The organism is Alicyclobacillus acidocaldarius subsp. acidocaldarius Tc-4-1, assembly GCF_000219875.1.
Taxonomy (GTDB): Bacteria; Bacillota; Bacilli; order Alicyclobacillales; family Alicyclobacillaceae; genus Alicyclobacillus; species Alicyclobacillus acidocaldarius_A.
Genome location: NC_017167.1, coordinates 1099358 through 1117499, shown reverse-complemented (window position 1 = coordinate 1117499; position 18142 = coordinate 1099358). Strand labels below are relative to the sequence as shown.

At 57.2% G+C, this 18142-nt stretch carries 17 protein-coding genes and 1 pseudogene; 4 read left to right on the top strand and 14 right to left on the bottom strand.

Going from position 1 to position 18142, the window contains the following annotated elements:
• Positions 1–19: 19 nt before the first annotated feature.
• The 3 genes and pseudogenes from TC41_RS05185 to TC41_RS05170 all read right to left on the bottom strand — a co-directional run bounded on the left by TC41_RS05185 (position 20) and on the right by TC41_RS05170 (position 3320).
• Positions 20–586, bottom strand: a complete 567-nt coding sequence (locus TC41_RS05185; protein ID WP_014463965.1) for an anthranilate synthase component II — start codon at positions 584–586, stop codon at positions 20–22.
• Positions 587–762: 176 nt separating this feature from the next.
• A pseudogene (locus tag TC41_RS15690) lies at positions 763–2201 on the bottom strand (ISLre2-like element ISAlac1 family transposase).
• A gap of 105 nt (positions 2202–2306) precedes the next feature.
• Complete coding sequence (locus TC41_RS05170; RefSeq protein WP_014463962.1) at positions 2307–3320, bottom strand: LacI family DNA-binding transcriptional regulator; 1014 nt, start codon at positions 3318–3320, stop codon at positions 2307–2309.
• A 378-nt stretch (positions 3321–3698) separates the two neighbouring features.
• Here TC41_RS05170 and TC41_RS05165 point away from each other — a divergent pair, with 378 nt between their 5' ends.
• A complete protein-coding gene (locus tag TC41_RS05165) occupies positions 3699–4901 on the top strand; it encodes a glycosyltransferase family 87 protein (protein WP_237700036.1) in 1203 nt (400 codons plus the stop codon).
• Positions 4902–4938: 37 nt separating this feature from the next.
• Here the strand turns inward: TC41_RS05165 and TC41_RS17015 are convergent, their stop codons facing one another.
• The 5 genes from TC41_RS17015 to TC41_RS05140 are packed head-to-tail and all read right to left on the bottom strand — an operon-like array spanning position 4939 to position 9421.
• The gene (locus tag TC41_RS17015) at positions 4939–5436 is read right to left on the bottom strand and encodes a class I adenylate-forming enzyme family protein (protein WP_041695074.1); all 498 of its coding nucleotides are present in this window, start codon (positions 5434–5436) and stop codon (positions 4939–4941) included.
• Positions 5418–6644 (bottom strand): class I adenylate-forming enzyme family protein, encoded by a 1227-nt coding sequence (locus TC41_RS05155; protein ID WP_014463959.1) that lies wholly within the window; start codon positions 6642–6644, stop codon positions 5418–5420. Before TC41_RS05155 ends, TC41_RS17015 begins: the two co-directional genes overlap by 19 nt.
• 29 nt (positions 6645–6673) lie before the next feature.
• Complete coding sequence (locus TC41_RS05150) at positions 6674–7426, bottom strand: SDR family NAD(P)-dependent oxidoreductase (protein ID WP_014463958.1); 753 nt, start codon at positions 7424–7426, stop codon at positions 6674–6676.
• A gap of 18 nt (positions 7427–7444) precedes the next feature.
• Positions 7445–8254 (bottom strand): 1,4-dihydroxy-2-naphthoyl-CoA synthase, encoded by an 810-nt coding sequence (menB, locus tag TC41_RS05145; RefSeq protein WP_014463957.1) that lies wholly within the window; start codon positions 8252–8254, stop codon positions 7445–7447.
• A gap of 15 nt (positions 8255–8269) precedes the next feature.
• Positions 8270–9421 (bottom strand): acyl-CoA dehydrogenase family protein, encoded by a 1152-nt coding sequence (locus TC41_RS05140; RefSeq protein WP_014463956.1) that lies wholly within the window; start codon positions 9419–9421, stop codon positions 8270–8272.
• A gap of 229 nt (positions 9422–9650) precedes the next feature.
• On the opposite strand from TC41_RS05140, the gene TC41_RS05135 reads away from it, so the two are divergent.
• Both TC41_RS05135 and TC41_RS05130 read left to right on the top strand, forming a co-directional pair.
• Entirely contained in the window at positions 9651–9938 is a 288-nt protein-coding gene (locus TC41_RS05135) for a transposase (protein WP_014463954.1), read from the top strand.
• A gap of 11 nt (positions 9939–9949) precedes the next feature.
• Complete coding sequence (locus TC41_RS05130) at positions 9950–10408, top strand: IS3 family transposase (protein WP_237700090.1); 459 nt, start codon at positions 9950–9952, stop codon at positions 10406–10408.
• Between the two features lie 77 nt (positions 10409–10485).
• On the opposite strand, the gene tnpC is transcribed toward TC41_RS05130, so the two are convergent.
• Genes tnpC through tnpA form a run of 3 tightly spaced genes read right to left on the bottom strand, consistent with a single transcriptional unit; the run spans position 10486 to position 12837 of the window.
• Positions 10486–12111, bottom strand: a complete 1626-nt coding sequence (gene tnpC, locus TC41_RS05125) for an IS66 family transposase (protein ID WP_014463251.1) — start codon at positions 12109–12111, stop codon at positions 10486–10488.
• A gap of 49 nt (positions 12112–12160) precedes the next feature.
• Positions 12161–12463, bottom strand: a complete 303-nt coding sequence (gene tnpB, locus TC41_RS05120; protein WP_049784400.1) for an IS66 family insertion sequence element accessory protein TnpB — start codon at positions 12461–12463, stop codon at positions 12161–12163.
• Positions 12464–12516: 53 nt separating this feature from the next.
• On the bottom strand, positions 12517–12837 hold the full coding sequence (gene tnpA / locus TC41_RS05115; protein WP_014463249.1) for an IS66 family insertion sequence element accessory protein TnpA: 321 nt from the start codon (positions 12835–12837) through the stop codon (positions 12517–12519).
• Between tnpA and TC41_RS17220 the strand changes: the two genes are divergently transcribed.
• Entirely contained in the window at positions 12836–13237 is a 402-nt protein-coding gene (locus tag TC41_RS17220; RefSeq protein ID WP_148260126.1) for a DDE-type integrase/transposase/recombinase, read from the top strand. The two genes, tnpA and TC41_RS17220, sit on opposite strands and share 2 nt — an antisense overlap.
• Here TC41_RS17220 and TC41_RS05110 read toward each other — a convergent pair.
• Genes TC41_RS05110 through TC41_RS05100 form a run of 3 tightly spaced genes read right to left on the bottom strand, consistent with a single transcriptional unit; the run spans position 13212 to position 18136 of the window.
• A complete protein-coding gene (locus tag TC41_RS05110; RefSeq protein WP_014463950.1) occupies positions 13212–16337 on the bottom strand; it encodes a glycoside hydrolase family 2 TIM barrel-domain containing protein in 3126 nt (1041 codons plus the stop codon). The two genes, TC41_RS17220 and TC41_RS05110, sit on opposite strands and share 26 nt — an antisense overlap.
• Positions 16338–16368: 31 nt before the next feature.
• On the bottom strand, positions 16369–17196 hold the full coding sequence (locus TC41_RS05105; RefSeq protein WP_041695073.1) for a carbohydrate ABC transporter permease: 828 nt from the start codon (positions 17194–17196) through the stop codon (positions 16369–16371).
• Positions 17189–18136, bottom strand: a complete 948-nt coding sequence (locus tag TC41_RS05100) for a carbohydrate ABC transporter permease (RefSeq protein ID WP_049784332.1) — start codon at positions 18134–18136, stop codon at positions 17189–17191. Before TC41_RS05100 ends, TC41_RS05105 begins: the two co-directional genes overlap by 8 nt.
• Between the last annotated feature and the right edge of the window lie 6 nt (positions 18137–18142).

The window sequence follows — 18142 nt, the reverse complement described above, 5'->3', positions numbered from 1 at the left end:
AATCCCCTCCGTCTCGCCATCACGCCACGTCCGCCAAAAAGTTGCGGATCATGGTCTTCCCGTGGTCGGTCAGGATGCTCTCCGGGTGAAACTGCACGCCCACCGCGCCCGTCGGCCGGTGGCGCATGGCCATGATGTAGCCGTCTACCTCGGCCGTGACGACGAACGCGTCGGGAAGCGACTCGCGTTCCACGACCAGGGAGTGATATCTCGTGGCCCGAAACGGAGAGGGGATGTCTCGAAACAAGGGGTCTGAGCCATTGTGGAGAATCATCGAGGTTTTTCCGTGAACGGGTTCTCGCGCGCGGACGACTTTGCCTCCGTATGCGTACCCGAGGGACTGATGGCCTAGGCACACGCCCAACAGAGGCACGCGCCCCGCGAAGTATCGAATGGCGTCCACCGACACACCCGCTTCGCGCGGGGAACACGGGCCGGGAGACACCAGGACCCCTGCGGGCCGCAGCGCCTTCAGTTCTTCCAAGGAAACATCGTTGCGGCGCACAACGACGTCAGCACCCAATTCCAAACAATATTGAACGAGGTTGTAAGTGAACGAGTCAAAGTTGTCGATCATCAACAGCATCGCTATCCTCCGCTCCCCTCATCTCAACGGGCCTCTCGGCCCCCTCTGCTCGGCTGTGCTCTGCTCAGCAACCGTGATACGTCTACAATACGCTGCCCCCCGGCGCGCGTCAAGGCACGCGTACGCTACGTCCGTGTCAAGTTGTCGTAGGGGAGGACCTCACCGCTTAGGTTGAGTCAGGCAACCGTGGCTGAAACTCTGGCGAGCTCACGAAGCACGTACTTCACCCATGGTCGGTCCGCATGCGGACCGACCAATGCTGGCATGTGTTTTCCAGCCAAGTCGCCGCTTCTTCGACCCGTCTCGCGATTTCCGCCTCGTTCACTGGCTTTGTCTTCACCGGCACTTCCGCCTGCATTTCCGAACGAGAAGGCGTGTTGGCCCGCAGAGGCTCGTGATTGGCGCGCGTTGCAATCAGCCGCACTAACGCATCCGCCCCTGGCTTGCTCCAACGTGCCCCATGGCGCTTCATCCGTCGCGCCACGTGGTGGAACACCTGGCCCTCAATTGCACCCAGACTCACCACATCATCATCGCCCACAATGCCTTGCCAATTCTTCTCCATGTATGATTTCAGCTTCGAGATACGCTGCTTCTTCGCCCCTTCGCTTTTGCTTCTCCATCTTCGTCAGCACCTTTTCTACCCGCGACCACTCCTCGGTTCTCACCGCATCCCATACCTTCCGGTAGGCCTGCGTCTCCCGTCCCAAGGCCGCAACCATCGCCTGCCGCAGGTGAAAGGGATCCAATCGATATCGAGCCCCAGGGAGCATTCCGACGCCCTTCTTCGCCCATTCCGCCCCGTCCGCGCCGAGCCAACATCGTTTCACGCTGGCCCAATCCCACACGCGCCAAAAGAGGACACCGCTTCCTCCCAGAAGCGTTCAGCTTCCTCAGTCCCCGCGACCACCTGTCGATTCATCAGGGCGCGCCGTTCCCGCCCTTGTTCCTGCTTGCCTTCATACGCCACGGCCACCTTCAATTCGAAGTGTGACTGGCCATCTTCCTCCCTGCGCCCTCGGACATACACGCCATCCGCTTCCACGAAGAGTGTCTCGGCTTTGCGTCTCCCTCCCGGAGCGTCTCCTTGTTCGAACACCTTCTCCCGCTCCAGCTCCGCTCGGACGCGCTTCTCCCCTCCGAGCCTTTGCACTTCTTGCCAAATCGCCATCGCGCTGATGTCCGGCACCCAAGTCTGTAGAATCTCTGCCGCGCGCCGGTACGACACATCTAAAGCCAACGCCACAGCTTGGTCTCTTAACTTCCCGCTCAATCGACGACGGGGTTCGAACCCTGCTACCTCATCCAACAGGAAGCGACGTTCGCCCGTCTTTCGATTGCGGTAGTAACGCCGACGATACGTGATCTCTCCCAGGGTGGACACGACCGTCCGTGGTTTACGCTGAATAAGTTCCCACTCATTTCGGTCACGCTCCGCCGCCAGCTTCTCGTCCCACGCTTCGAGCAAGCGCGGAACCATTTCCCTCATGAATTCGCCGAAGGACCTCATGAGCCTCTCTTCAAGAATCGCGAAGTCGCACGGATGCTCAGACAACCACAACAGATTCATCCACAGCGGCAGGAAACCCGCCGCGCCATCACGAATATCCAACATGAGAGACCTCACCTCTTCATCCGCGCTCCGAACGCGGGTTGTTTTTGTGCTCAGTGAGGTCTCTTCTCTTTGTCCCCGGAAAATCCTCCCGAGAACACCCCCTACTCAAACTTTATACGCTCGTACGCTACACGTCGACTCCCGGACGATGAGTTCCGTCGGCAATTCGACACTTCGGGGGCCCGATGCCAAACCCTCCACCTGATCCAAGAGCAACTGAACCAGTTTCGCGCCCACATCCGCCTTCGGAATGCGTGCCGTGGTCAGGGCTGGAGTCGACATGCGCGCGAGCTCCACGTCGTCGATGCCAATCACCGAGACATCCTGAGGGACCCGAACCCCACGTTCGGAAAGCGCTCGGATGGCGCCGAGTGCCAACAGGTCGTTGGAAGCGGCAATCGCGGTGAAGCGAATGCCTTGATCCAGCATCGACGCGGTTCGCTCGTACCCCGCCGACATGGTGTCGCGCAGGTACGGAACGAGTTGCACCAAGGGATCTCCGGCCACGAGACCATGTTCGCGCATCGCGTCCAAGTAACCCGCGTACCGTGGATTCTCTTCGCGATCGTCGTACTCGCCGAGGAAGGCGATGTCGCGGTGGCCGAGCTCAATCAGATATTCGACGTTCCGCCGCATGGCCCGGTACAGATCCACGTGCACGTGAGGCAGCCCGAAATCCGAACTGCGGTCCTTATAAATACAAATGGGGATTTTGTGCGACAACTCCTTCAGGTCCACGACGTTCATGACTTCGTAAGGCGTCAGCACCATGAGGCCGTCGTAAAAGCCCTCCAAAATGAGCTTCATGTACGCCTCGCGATCCCGCGTCACGTTGTACAGCGAGAACGTGTAGCCGCGCTCCAAGGCTGCCCGCTCGATGCCGAGGAGCACCTCGTGATAGAAAGGGTTGCTCAACGAGGAAATGATGCAGGTGAATTGCCCGCACCGCTTCATCTTCAGGCTGCGCGCCATGCGATTGGGCACGTAATTCAATTCCTTGATGGCTTGGAGCACACGCTCGCGAACGTCCGCCGCTACGTATCCGTTTTCATTCAGGACCCTCGAGACCGTGGTCGGCGAGACGCCTGCCCTTCGCGCCACATCCACCCTCGTGGCCATGTCATTCCCCCCGGAGTCTCGCAATCACGCCCCGATCCCTCGATGATGCCTCGAGGCCACGTGGAGCGCAATCGCCCTTTAAGTTGTTATACATCAGTTTCATTTTAGAAGATCTGTGTGTCGATCAACAAGACATCTCTTGAGACAGACCGCCGATGGACGTCGGCGACGCGACATCGCTCCGTGATGACCATCCCGCAAGCTCGCCGCCCTCTAAGCCGATTTTGATAGACCATGTGGTATGCTGGGTGCGCTGTCATGGTGAACTTCGAACCTACAGGGAGGAAATCAAGGTTGGACGCACACGCGCGCACCGACCGATATGCGATTCGACCTCTCGCCCTTGCGATGGCCTTGATCGCGATCGGCGTTTGCGTCGTGAAGGAATGGCAAGGACTGGGCCGCCTCCACTTTCTAGGCTACGACTACGCCTTCTTTTACAACGCGTTTTTGCACGTAATGGCCGGGCAGACGGACTGGCGCCATCTGTACGATCCGGCGGCGGAACGCGCATTTTTGACGGCCCACGGTTATCCGATGGATCCGCATAATCATTACGTGTATCCGCCCCAGTTCGCGTGGATGTTCGCCTGGCTGGCCCTTCTCCCCTTCGGCGCATCGCTCGCCTTGTGGCGCGTGATGTCCATTGCGGCGGGGATATTCGGCGTCTACTGGACCATGAAGACGCTGTGGCCGCGAATCCGGCGGGGACACCTCTTCCTCGCCGTCGCGGCCACGCTCACACTGACGCCTTTTCAGTTGGACTTTGCCGTCGGCAACGTGAATACCATCCTGTTTGCGTTCCTGGCACTCGCGTTCTACGCCGTCTATCGCCTGGACAAGCCGACGTTGGGCTCCATCGCCTTGGCTGCAGCGGCGCTCATCAAGGTGACGCCACTTGCGATTTTGCTCGCCTTCGCCATCCAGGGGCGATGGAACGTCGTGGCGCGTACGCTGCTGGTCCTAGGATTGGGCGTCCTCTCATCGTTTCTCTTCCTAGGCTGGGAGAGTACGGCGGCGTACGCCACGCACTTTCTGCAGTTCGGGAGACAGAGCATGGCGAATGGCCCTGCTCCCTACAACCAATCGCTTCTTGGCGTACTCGAGCTTCTGTGGGACAAGGGGCGAGCCGGCCCATTGTCTCCTGACTTGGGTCTCGTGTTTGACGGGTACGCTGTCGCGCTGTTGTTCGTCATCGGTGCCGCGATGCGGAGAAAGCCGTGGACGTGCGACGCAAGTCGCCTGGGGCTGACCGCGCTTCTACCTGTGGCCGTTTCACCGCTGGTGGAACAGCCGCACATGGTGCTCACGCTGCCAGCGCTTCTGGCTTCGCTCCACCTGATCCGGCGGCACCCGCGCACACCGGCGCGCCGGACGTATGCGGGGCTGCTCGCCGCCGCATACGTCCTGCAGACACTCCCCGTCACGTTTCTTGTCAACCATGTGACGCGATTCGCACCTTCGCTGTACTGGCTGCACATTCAGATGTTCATTTCGTTCGCCTGCGTCCTGGGTGCCCTTCTGGTGATGGCTTGCCGCAGCAGAGCGCAGCCCGTGACGCGCACGCCTGTCGTGGGCTGAGGACGCGCTGTCTCCGTCAAATTGGCGCCGGTGAACGTCACAGGCGGGAATCCTCTCCCTCTCCGCCCGCCCCTGGGCGAAGTCGCGCGGCGAGCTCGCGCAGGGCGAAGCGCTGAAACTTGCCCGTGCTCGTCATGGGGAAGCTGTCAATCATCTGAACTGCCTCTGGCCAGTGCGACTTGCTTACGCCGCGATCGCGCAAGAACGCCTGGACCTCCTCCAGGGTCAGCACGTCGCCCGGATGCTTTGGCACAATAAAACATGCGGCGCGCTGGCCGAGGCGAGGGTCCGGCATCGCCACTACCGCCGCCTGCCCCACGCGCGGATGGGCGTACAGCACCTCCTCGATGGCCCGGGGATCGATTTTGTAGCCGCCTCGATTGATGAGGTCGTCGCGGCGCGCCACAAACGTGCAATACCCCGCTTCGTCCACCCGCACAATGTCCGCCGAGTGAAACCAGCCCTCATCATCAAACATGCGGCGCGTGTTTTCCGGCTGCCGATAATAGCCGGGGATCATGTTCGCGCCGCGCACCCAGAGTTCTCCTTCACAAGGCGGTTCGAGCCTCTGCCCGCGCTCATCCACCACCTGATCTTCGAGTCCATCCAGCCGTTTCCCGAAGGACACGCTGGTGACGTCGATACCGTCCCCAGGGCGCGTGATGTGCGTGACGCCCCCTCCGTGTATCCATAGCAGGCGAAGATGTCGGCGCCGAGTTTGGTGTTGAGCGACCTCAAGATCTCCGCGGGACACGTCGCCCCCGCATAGACGATGCCACGGAGAGACGGAACTGACGAGGCGGTGAGATCGTCCGCCCGCGCGAGATCGACGAGCATGGGCGTGGCACCGAGCAGATAGGTGGGCTGTTCCCTCCGCATGACGGACACGGCGCGCTGGACGTCCCAGTGGGACAAGAGCGCCACCGGCGCGCCGCGAGAGAGGGCCCCAAGACACCCGATGCCGAGCCCCGTGAGGTGGGCGATGGGCGTCACAACGAGCCACTTCGCCGCTGGTTCAAACCGCGCCGTCTGATTCAGTTGCCGTATCCAGTACAGGTTGTTGGCATGCAGGTGGAGTTCTGCCTTGGGCCGCCCTGTGGTGCCAGAGGTGAACATGATGAAAAAGGGATCCACAGCGACCGGGCGCGTGTCGTGGAGCGAGTCACCTGCTCCCTCCGCAGCTGAACGCAACAAGTCGGCGTAGGAAACGGTGTCCCCATCCGGGGCTTGCGGCACGGCGACAAGCGCCAACGTGCACCCCGCGTCCGCCGCGGCGCGCCGCATGGGCGCAAGATAGTCCCGGTTGCGAAAGGTGGCCATCACGACAGCCACCTTCGGCTGTGTCAGCTGGAGCACATAGGCGAGATCGTGCTCCGTGTACGGCATGTGGCAGAGGACAGAAATCGCGCCCGCCTTGGCCGTCCCCATGAGGGCCACTAGGAACTCGTGCGTGTTCGGCAACTGCAGCGCGACGCGATCGCCTGGACACACCCCCATCGCTTGAAGACCGAGAGCGAACTGGTCCGACGCCCTTTCGAGCTCGCCGTACGTCGTGACGGCTCCGTCCTCGTCGATCACGGCCGGTGCGTTAGGTTTTTGCGCTGCGTGCAGCGATACAAGATCCAGGAACGTCTCCTCGGTCCAGCGGCCCGCGCGCAGGTGCTCCTCGATGTGTCGGCGCGTCAGCCACACGTCGTCCCGCGACACCAGCCGCTCGACGCTTGCCTCCCATCTCTCGTTCATCCATGCTCTCCTCCTCGCGCCGCAGGGCCCTATGCCATCGTCAGGCCGCCCGACACGCTCAGCGTCTGCCCGGTGATGAATCGGGCGTCATCGGACGCCAGAAACGCCACGGCGCTCGCGATTTCCTCCGGTTCCGCGAGCCGTCGAAATGGAATGGCCCGCTCCAGCGCGCTCGCCAATTTGTCGTTCTGCCCGGCAATCTCCTGAAAGAGAGGCGTTCTGGCCGGCCCCGGGCACACCACATTCACGTTGATGCGGTGCTTCGCCATTTCCCGCGCAATCGTCTTCGAAAATGCGATCACGCCGCCCTTCGCCGCGGCGTAAACCGCCTCCCCCGTGGATCCCACCCGCGCCGCATCGGAGCCGATATTCACCACCTTGCCGTACGAGCGGGCCACCATATGCGGCAACACTGCGTGGCACGTGTACAGGACGCTCTTCAAATTGGTAGCAAGGATCTTCTCCCACGTCTCCTCCCGGCTGTCGAGGAACAGTTCGATGCGGTCCCAGCCGGCGTTGTTCACCAGGATGTCGATCCGCCCGAACTGCTCCATCACCTTCCCGACCATCGCCTGGACCTCGTCTCGACGCGTGACGTCCGCGCGCACCGCCACCGCCTCGGCGCCCATCCCGCAGAGGCGCTCGCTCGTCTCGCGAGCCGCGTCCAGGTCGAGATCGACCACGGCCACGTGAGCCCCCTCCGCCGCGAAGCGCTCGCAGATGGCCCGCCCGATCCCCCGCGCGCCTCCCGTCACGATGGCGACCCTATCTTCCAGCTTCATCCCATCCCCTCCCCGCGTCTACCTATCTCGCCGCCGAAACTTGCGAAAGTCCGGCTTCCGCTTTTCCTTGAACGCCTGAAGCCCTTCGAGCGCCTCGTCAGAGCGGTAGTACATCGCGAGGGATGCCATCGACAGGCGCGTGATGCCCTCGATATGCGCCGAGTCCGCGTTGAACGAATACTTGAGGAACTTGAGCGCCGTGGGACTCTTGTCGAGAATCTTCTGACACCATGCCTCGACCTCGTCCATCAGCCGCTCGTGGGGCACCACCTTGTTGACGAGGCCCATCGCGAGCGCCTCCTCTGCCGTGTACTGCTCGCACAAAAACCACAGTTCACGCGCCTTCTTCTCGCCCACCACGCGCGCGAGGTAAGCGGTTCCATAGCCGGCGTCAAAGCTCCCCACCTTCGGCCCGACCTGGCCGAACTTCGCGCGATCCGACGCGATGCTCAAATCGCACAGGACGTGCAGCACGTGCCCCCCACCAATCGCGTACCCATTCACGGCTGCAATGACCGGCTTCGGGATGCTCCGGATCAGACCGTGCAGCGTCTCAATCTCGAGCCCAATGCCCTCTTCCAGATCGCCCCCCGTACCCGTGTAGCCTTCGCTGTCGCGGTCTTTCTGATCGCCGCCCGTGCAAAAGGCGCGATCGCCCGCCCCCGTGAGCACCACCACGCCGACGGTCGGATCGTCCCACGCGTCCCGAAACGCGTCGATCATCTCGCGCACGGTCAGCGACCGAAACGCGTTCAAGACCTCCGGCCGATTGATGATGACCTTCGCGATCCCGTCCCGCTTCTCGTAGAGAATATCCGTGTACGACACGCTCCCGCCCCCTGTTCAGCACGGTTTGTAGTCTTTGCCCAGCCACTCTCGCGCAATGACGATCTTCTGCGTCTGCGCCGTGCCATCGCCGATTTCGAGCCCAATCACGTCCCGCAGCCGCTGCTCGAGCGGCAGATCTTTCGTGTAGCCATAGTGGCCGTGAAGCAGGATGCACTCGTGGATGGCCTGCGCCGCTACCTGCGGGCCGAGCCACTTGCACATCGACGCTTCCTTCGTGTGCGGAAGGCCGCGATCGCGCAACCACAGCGCCCGGTAGCTGAACCAGCGGATCATCTCGATCTGGGTGTGATACTCCACCAGAGGAAACGCGACACCCTGAAACTGAGCGAGCGAGCGACCGAACGCGCGCCTGCGCCTCACATGCTCCGCCGTCTCATCGAGCGACTGCATCGCCGCGCCAAGACACTGCAGGCAGATGAGCACGCGGCTCAGGTCGAAGCCCCGCATTAGCTGGTAAAAGGCCCGATTTTCTTCGCCGATGCGATGGTCAACGGGCACCTCCACGCGCTCCAGGAACACTGACCCGCGGCCAATGGCCACGTTGCCCATATCGTCGTAGCGATGTACCGACACGCCCGGCGCCTCTCTCGGGACTAGAAAGGCGCTCACGCCTCTCGCGCCCGCGTCCGGTTGCGTCTTGGCGAACACGACAAACGCATCGGCGACGGAGGCCAGCGAGATGCCCGACTTCTCCCCCGTGAGGACGTATCCAGTGCCAACGCGCTCCGCGCGCGCAGCCATGTGGGCGACGTCCGATCCGGCGCCTGGCTCCGTGATGGCGATGGCGATGAGCCGCTCGCCTGCGGCCATGGGAGCGAGCCACTCGCGCTTCACGGCCTCCGAGGCGTGCGGCTCGAGGACCTCGGCCAAAAGCGCGTTCAGCATGACAGCGTACGCGGCGTTGAAGTCGCCGCGGGCGATCTCTTCGGCGGCGATCCCAGTGGTCAAACAGTCCGCCCCGCTACCGCCATACCTCGGCGACACCCGTAGCCCCGTGAGCCCGAGACGGCCCATGGCCTTCCATAAATCCCGCGGAAAAGCACCCGTTCGGTCCCAATGAGCGTATTTCGGCGCCAGTTCGCGCCGCGCGAAGTCTCGTAGGACCTCGCGCCATTGTACTTGCTCTTCGGAGAACGCAAAGTCCACCTCTTCACCCCCGGCAACGGCAGCTCACAAAAACGGCGTGTTGCTGCGAATCCAGTTGGGCATCTCCCATGAACGACGTCTTTTCTCTAGATAGGTATGAATGGCGAACAAGGGACATGAGGATGACCGCGCGGAGGACGAGAAATTTCACGGCAAGTGATGTTAGGATCAAACTGTGGACAGGGCGAATCGAGAATGTAAAAATAAGTTGAATTCGAGGTGAGCCCTTGTGACACAGAAGTACAACAAAGAATTTAAACTGCACGCAGTAGAGTTGGCGCTCGAGAGTGACAGACCGGCGAGTGAAGTGGCTCGTGATCTCCGGATTTCCCCGAAGAGCTTGTATGGGTGGATCGCCAAGTATCGTGAGGATCCCGATCACCCCTTTGTTGGAAGTGGACACCTGCGCCCGGATGCACAAGCCCAACGCGATTTGGAGCGGGAAAACCGACGTTTGCGCGAGGAGAACGAGATCCTAAAAAAAGCTGTGCGCATCTTCACGCACGACCGGAAGTAGCCTTCGCTTGGATCCATGCACACCGCTCCGAGCTTTCGGTTCAGAAGATGTGCCAACTCCTACGGGTTTCTCGGAGCGGGTATTACGCCTGGTGCAAACGCCCGGAAAGCCAACGTGCGAAGCGACGCAAGCGCTTGATTCGACGGATTCACGAGTTGTTTGTGGAGTCCAGGCGCTTGTACGGCAGTCCGAAGGTTACGGCACTTCTTCGTCGAGAAGGAGAACGCATTGCTCAAAAGACCGTGGCGCGTTGGATGAAAGAGCACGGCCTCCGAAGCCGGACGGTGCGCAAGCACAAGGCCACCACGGCGTCGCAACACACGTATCCTGTGCACAAGAACGTGCTCGACCAACGCTTTGTGACGGAGCATCCCGGTCAGGTGTACATGGCCGATATCACGTACATCCCGACCGACGAGGGGTGGCTGTATCTGGCGAGCGTGGAGGACTTGTATACTCGAAAGATGTAAGCGTCAACCGAACCACACCTTACGCATCGCATTCACGAAGACGCCCTGCCGTCAATCGGGCAGGGCCTTTGTAATTTTCAATTTCTCACTCGAATCCCATCAGGGAGCCCTTCTGACCAAGGCAACAATGCCTCGAACGCCGCTTCATCCTTGAGGTCCATGTTCGGCATCCGTTCAAAGAGATACGTCAAATACGCGGTCGGATTCAGTCCATTCTCCTTCGCTGTCTCCACGATGCTGTATGTCACAGCACTGGCCCGTGCTCCTCGCGGCGTATTGGCAAAAAGCCAGTTCTTCCGTCCGATCACAAACGGCTTCAATGACCGCTCGCATCGGTTGTTGTCGATCTCCAAATGCCCGTCTTCGACGTACCGAATCAGCTTGGGCCACTGCTTCAGGCCATAATTCACCGCCCGTCCTAACGCGCTCTTCGGCAACATCTGCTGTTCCTGCTTTTCAAGCCATGCCAAAAACGCGTCCAGGATGGGCTTACTTTTGGCCATCCGCACACGTTGTCGCTCTTCGGCGCTTGCGTTCTTCAGCTTCTTCTCCACCGCATACAGCGCGTTGCAATACGACAATCCTTCTTCGGCAGCCGTCTTGCCCTTTCGCTCCTTGGGAGGCACTGCCTTTAGGGCTTCGTCAAACTTTCGCCGCGCATGTGCCCAACATCCTACAAGGGTGACATCCGGCAAGCCCTCATAGCCCGCGTATCCATCCACGTGCAGATACCCTTGAAACCCTGCCAAGAACCGTCGCGGATGCTCCGCGCTCCGCGTTTCCTGGTAGTCGTACAGGACCATAGGCGGTCCGTCCATACCGCTCCGGTACACCCACATGTACGACTGGGTCTGCGCCGCGCGCCCGGCTTCATGCAACACTTGCAGAGTCGTTTCGTCCGCATGCAGATAGCGCTGAGCCAGGAGCACTTGGCGAAGTTTCGCATAGAGCGGCTCTAACCACGTCTCCGCCGCGTGCACCACCCAATTCGCCAGCGTTTGGCGGGACAGCGGATACCCGTGCCGCGCAAACTGTTGCTCTTGCCGGTACAATGGCATCCCGTCGACGAACTTCTTCGTCATCACGTATGCCACCGCTTCTGGCGTCGCGAGACTCTTCGCCTGCACCGGCCTCGGCATCGGCGCGCGCACCACAGGGGTCTCCACGTCCTGCGCTTCACAGTGCCGGCAGGCGTACACGTACCGCACGTACTCGACTTTTTTCATCTGCGCCGGGATGATTTTCACGCGTCGCGTGATCTCACGGCTCATCTCGTGAAGCTCACCCGCACATTTCGAGCAGACTCGCTCGTCATCTGACAGTCGGTATTCGACGACCTCGTCTGCTTCGCCCTGATACAGCCAGGCGTCACGCTCCCGTGCCGCACGAGGCTTCCGGCGCTCATACGTGATGGTCTCCGTCTCCACGCCTTCCGACGTCACTTCTGCATCGGCTTCCCCGGTCTCTTCCGAAGGTTGGGCGTCCGCCTCGACTTCGGCTTCGTTGAACAACGGGAGCTGGACGCTGTCCGACTCAGCCGGGGTCTTGCGCCGCTTTTCACTGGAAGCCCCAAACAGACGATGACGGAGCAGATGGATCTGCTCCTCCAGGTAGGCCACCTGTTGGCGCAATTGCTCCTTTTCTCGCTGAAGGGCTTCGTATTCTTGTTCGGTCATGAGGATGGTGCCGTTCTCCTGCGTCATGCCCTAAGCATTCGACGGCCTAGATCCGATTCCTGCTGAGGTGGCCTACTTAAATCGCAGAACGGACATGCACAGCTCGATGCGCTTTCGGCTGCTCGAGCGGCAGGCCATCCAGGAGCCAGTTCAGCTCTCGCCGTGTGATCACCATGGTCTTGGCATCTCCTGTCTCTGGCCAATCGAATCGACCGCGCTCTAAGCGCCGATAGTACAGCCAAAAGCCGTTGTGCGACCAGTGCAAGATTTTGAGCTTGTCCCGTTGCCGATTGCAGAAGACAAACAGGCATGGCGAAAACGGATCGAGTTGAAACGACGCCTGAACGAGTGCGGCGAGTCCGTCAATGGATTTGCGCATGTCTGTGGCGCCACAGGCGAGATACACGCGGTGATCCGAAGTCCAGTCGAAGGCTAGCAAACATGCATCACGAGCCGAATGAGCTCAGCAAGTGTCGACGCGTCATAGCCGGGACGGACGTCAATCTCGACCGAACCAATGCGCAGGGTCAGGGGCGAACGGCCTGCGTCCGAAGGTGAAGAGGTTGTCACGACCGACACGAACGTCGTGTCATGCGTGCCAGGTGCGGTTTCGTTTCGTAGTCGGCGAAGCCAGTACCAGAACTGATGGGGTTTCAGACCGTGCTCAGCGCAAAACTGACTGGCGGACTGGCCGCTGTCGTAGAAGGCAGCGATACGTTCACGCCAAAGCTCACGACGCTCCTGGTGAGACATGTGCTCTCGCATACAAGAACCCTCCCGTGGCTTGATGATGACATTTTCAAGCGACGAGAGGATGAAAGCCATGTGGGTCTCAGTTTACGCTTACCGAAAGATCGTCGGATGGCGTGCGGATGCACGCATGACGAAAGAACTTTGCTTGGACGCACTTGATCAGGCCTATCGACGAGGACGGCGCAGACAAGGATGTGTCACGCTCCATCATTCGGATCGCGGTAGCCAATACGTCAAAATTCCTGTCGAAAATGAACACAAGCCCAAAAAACGGGCGCGAAATGTGGGCTCGAAGCTTGGGGTGAAGTCCTTTTTTTGTACCCCGAAATCCCTTGCCCTACAAGGACTTAGAAATCTGCAAAACGCTCTACTACCTAGAACGAAGCAAACCGTTCCGTGACCATTCTACGCAACAGAGACTCATCAATCTCATTTCGAGCAAAAGGTGCTAGGTACACGGTTCCCTCGAATGGCTCAGTACGCAATTGGTACTCGGGAAGGGGACCAGGTCCACAGCTGGCGCTCCCAAGCCCGTGATGAGAAAAGTCAACTCGCAGGTATCTCCAAGGACGAGCTTCCAACTCGTATGGATGCCGAGCACGCTCAACATCCTCCACACTGAACCTGCTCACCTGAAAGTTAAGGGTTCTTGGACTTGTGATCAACAAACCTTCCGTGTACTTGTTGGTGATAGAAACCCAGAATACATCTGCGCGATTTCCATTCTCTTGCGGATGTACATATGGCGTATACAGGTCATCAGCAGATGCCCGGTATCTTCCGATAAGCTGCGACTCTTTAGAATCGCGATAACTCTCTCCAGGCCCTCGCCCGAACCAGTTAACGTGCACGAAGTCCAAATGCGTAGTTGTTGATAGTCCTATGCGAGGCAGCGTTGGAGGATATGCTCCCTCTGGCATGCCGGACACTCGAATCATTATAAATCCACCATGAGTGAAAACGTACTCGTAGCGCAAGACCATTCCCCAGGACAAACCAGCAGGTGCGACACGCGACACAACGGAAACACGTACGATGTCATCACTCTTCTGGAGTTGTACATTTAACACTGACTCTAAGAGCCGATTCACACCGTAATCACGCCAAACGTTGGCCACTGAGAACATGTCTCGATTCGGTGGGTCGTCGTTATCCGTAGGCGCTCTCCAAAACGACATCGACAGTGGAGACGTGATGATCGCCGAACCTCGATACCCCAACAGAGCGATCTTGCCTCGATGAACATCAAAGTCAATGGAGAACGAGTCATCACGAATGCGAATGGTAGTGTCTGTTTCTATAACTTGAAATCTCCCAATCGATTGATACACGTCAATCCCTGCAGTCCAGTCACTTGGCTCCATATGCTCACAGAAATTAGCGACTTCATGAAACGCTGGCGCATAATCTGTCGATTGAGGAAGGACAAATCTCACAGTTAGGGTCAAGCAGCGGTCTCCGTACATGTGTAGCAGTTCAGTGCAAGGCACCTCAATTTCTCCGATAGATTTTGGTGCTATCGGCTCCAACTCCAGCATGCCACTAGCTAATACGGACTGTTCATCTTGAATCGACCAATGTGCGACCAGACAATCAAGGCTTAAAAAGTCATAGCGATTCTGAACCCTGATTTTACCCGAAGAACGGTCGAATCCAAGAACCCTTACAGGCTCAATGGCCTTCTTGTACTCGAGCAGCGCTGGCGACGGAGTCCGGTCAGGAAATACCAAGCCGTCTATGACGAAATTTGAGTCGTTTGGTTCATCCCCAAAATCGCCTCCGTACGCGAAGTAGGGCCTTCCATCGTCCGTATAGGCCTGGATCCCATGATCAATCCACTCCCATACAAAACCTCCCTGCAACCGTCGCTTTTGATAAAACAACTCGACATACTCCTTCAGCCCACCAGGGCCATTTCCCATCGCATGAGCGAACTCACATAAAATGTGCGGTTTCGGAAGGTCCATGTCTCCAAGCTTGCTCAATTCATCGATGGGCGTGTACATCGTACTGTACACATCCATCACAGCAAGCTGCAGATCAGAACCAAGTTCCAGCAGCCTTCTTGTTTCACCTTCATAGTGAATGGGTCTTGACGGATCGATAGTTCTCGCCCGTTCTGCCATTGCCCGATGATTACGGCCATAGCCTGACTCGTTACCAAGGGACCACATAATGACACAGGCGTGATTCCGGTCCCGGCGAATCATTCGTTCAAGTCGCTCAACATAGGCATTCTCTAGTTCGGGATCGTCACTCAACCTGTCCCAGTTTTTCGTCAACACGAAGCCGTGACACTCGAGATCGACTTCGTCTAACACATATAGACCGTATCGATCGCACAAATCATAAAACATGGGATGGTGCGGATAGTGGCTTGTACGAACGGCATTGATATTATGCTGCTTCATCATTTGAATATCACGCACCATAACGTCCAACGTTAAAGCACGGCCGAGACGAGCATCATGTTCATGCCTGTTTACACCCTTAAGTATGATAGGGACACCATTCACCTTTAGCTGGCCATCTTCAATCTCAACTCTCCTGAAGCCTACCTGTAGGGCGACATGCTCCGCGCACGAAGTATCCGAATTGATTGATACAAGCAGGGTATACAAATTCGGGGTTTCGGCCGTCCATGCACGTACGTTTGAGATCTCAGTTTCGTAAGTAGCCACACCATCGCAGAAGCTAGTCTGTTCAAGCATCTTATGATTTCCATCACTGTCCATTAGTTTAAGTCGCAAGGGAACGATTTCATTGGCTGAGCCAACTCCGCCCAGCTCGACTTCTACCTGTAAATGGCCGGTCAGTCCATCGGTCCCCAACAGCGCTGTAACCCGAACATCGGCTAAGTACGTTGAAGGCCTCTTCAAGATATATACGTCCCTAAATATTCCAGATAGCCACCACATATCCTGGTCCTCTAGATAAGACTGAGCCGACCATTGACACACGACCACTGCAATAACGTTCTCACCAACATGAACAATATTGGTGATATCAAATTCAGAAGGTAGTCGGCTTCCATAGCCGAACCCAACGTCATGGCCGTTAACGTAAACTTGGAACAGTCCATCGACTCCCTCAAACCTCAAGTGAACTCTATCAAAATCTTGATTCTGCAGAAAAAATCTTGTCCGATAACAACCTGTAGGATTCTCCCAAGGAACTTTTGGAGGATTAACCGGATAAGGATACATGACGTTTGTGTAGTGTGGTCGTCCGTAACCCTCCATCTGCCAGTTAGAAGGCACATGTATCTCATCCCACGACGAGTCGTCGAAATCAGCCAAGGAAACTTCCGCCGGGACAACGTAAGGGCTTTCGAACAACCGAAACTTCCACTTACCCTCCAAAGGCAGTATTCGTGTGGACGCGCGATAAAGCCCGCTTGCAAGCGCTTCTTGTTCTGTGGCATGAGGAATGTAGAATGCGCGAGCTGGCAACCGGTGACTCGAAGGTGGATAGAAACTTTCAATATATTTCTTTTCCATGCGTCCTACCTCCAGATGCAAAGGATGTGTGTTACCCCTTTACAGATCCACTATACATTCCCGATATAAAATATCTTTGCAAAGCAATGAAGACAATCATGAGGGGAATTAGCCCGATCGCTGCTCCAGCAAAGATGGGTCCGTAGTGAATTACATTCCCCGGTTGATCGAGCTGCTCAAGCATAAGTGGAATCGTCGACATGTTTCTGCTGTTGATCACGATCAATGGCCAAATGAAGTTGCCCCACTGCTGTAGGAAAGTGAGGATGCCCAATGCCGCCATGGAAGGCAACATATTCGGCATCACGATGCGAAAGAACGTGTAAAACTCGCTCGCACCATCTATTCGTGAAGCTTCTAAGAGCTCAGAAGGAAACGACTGCATTTGCTGTCTCATAAAAAAGACACCGAACCCATTCACGAGGAAAGGAACTATCAAGCCTTGATAACTGTTTTCCCAGTGTAACTTAGTCACAATAATGAATAGGGGAATGAGTGTGGTTTGCATCGGTATCATAATCGTGATCAACACAACAAAGAATAGAAACGACTTTGCCCAAAAGCGATACTTGGCAAAGGCGAAGCCCACCATTGCGGAGAAAAACACCACACTGATTGTAGTAATGCCTGAAACGACAATACTATTCGCTAAATCCCTCCACACAGGCATGGTGGATTCAAGCATATGCACGTTTTGCAACAAATGATCTCCAAACCAATTCGACGGTGGGAAATGAAAGATTTGCCCATCCGACAAGGTTGAAGCGACATATATCCAGTAAATCGGGTAAATCGATACAATAACCGCGAGAATTAAAAATACATAGATGAGAACTTTTACAGGAATGCTCTCACGCACTGTAGTCGCCCCCACGAGACACGCGGATCTGAAAATACGAGAGTATCGCAATAATGGTAGTTAGAATGTACGTTCCTGCTGAGGCCAGACCAAAGTTGTAATTCTGGAAGCCTATATTATAGAGATAAAGCATTGGAGTTTCTGTAGCATCGCCGGGCCCGCCTCCCGTCAGAATGTATGGTTCTGTGAAGAGTTGCAAAGTGCCCACGGTGGACAAGATGGTACAGAAGAGAATCACCGGACGAAGTAAAGGCAAAGTGATTTGGAAGAACGTCCGAACGCGTCCTGCTCCGTCCACGACAGCAGATTCATATACCTCTTCAGGAACATTCTGAAGACCGGACAAGATAATGATCGCGTTGTATCCGGTCCATCTCCATGTCACAACAAGAAAGATCGCCAAACGCGCAGCCCACAAGTTTCCTATCCAGTTAATGGACGTAATACCGACGAGATGTAATAGATAATTCATCATCCCGAAGCTAGGATTAAAGATCAGCTGAAACGCAATCGTGTACGTTACCGCGTCAACGAGGACAGGGAAAAAGATCAGCAGCCTGAACAACCATTTCAGTCTGAGAAAGCGGGCATTCAAAGCGACCGCTAAAAGGGTGGCAATGAACAACATAACGGGTACTTGAATGAGCAAAATGAACGCGTCGTTCAAAAGAGAAGTCCAAAATGCCGGGTCCGTAATCACCAGTCTGTAATTCTCGATTCCAACCCATGTGGAATGAACGGTAGACCAGTTTTCAAAGGAAAGAACCAAGGTGTCCACGATTGGATAGAGCATAAAGAGAGCGAAGATCACGAAAAACGGCGTAATGAAGACATAGGGAATCCAAAACGGAACCCCAGGCTGATGAAGGAAACGCGCCCGTCTTCTTATCGAGCGATTCTCTCTTTCTCCGATCACAGACTCCCGTTCGACAGCAGACACGCAGAT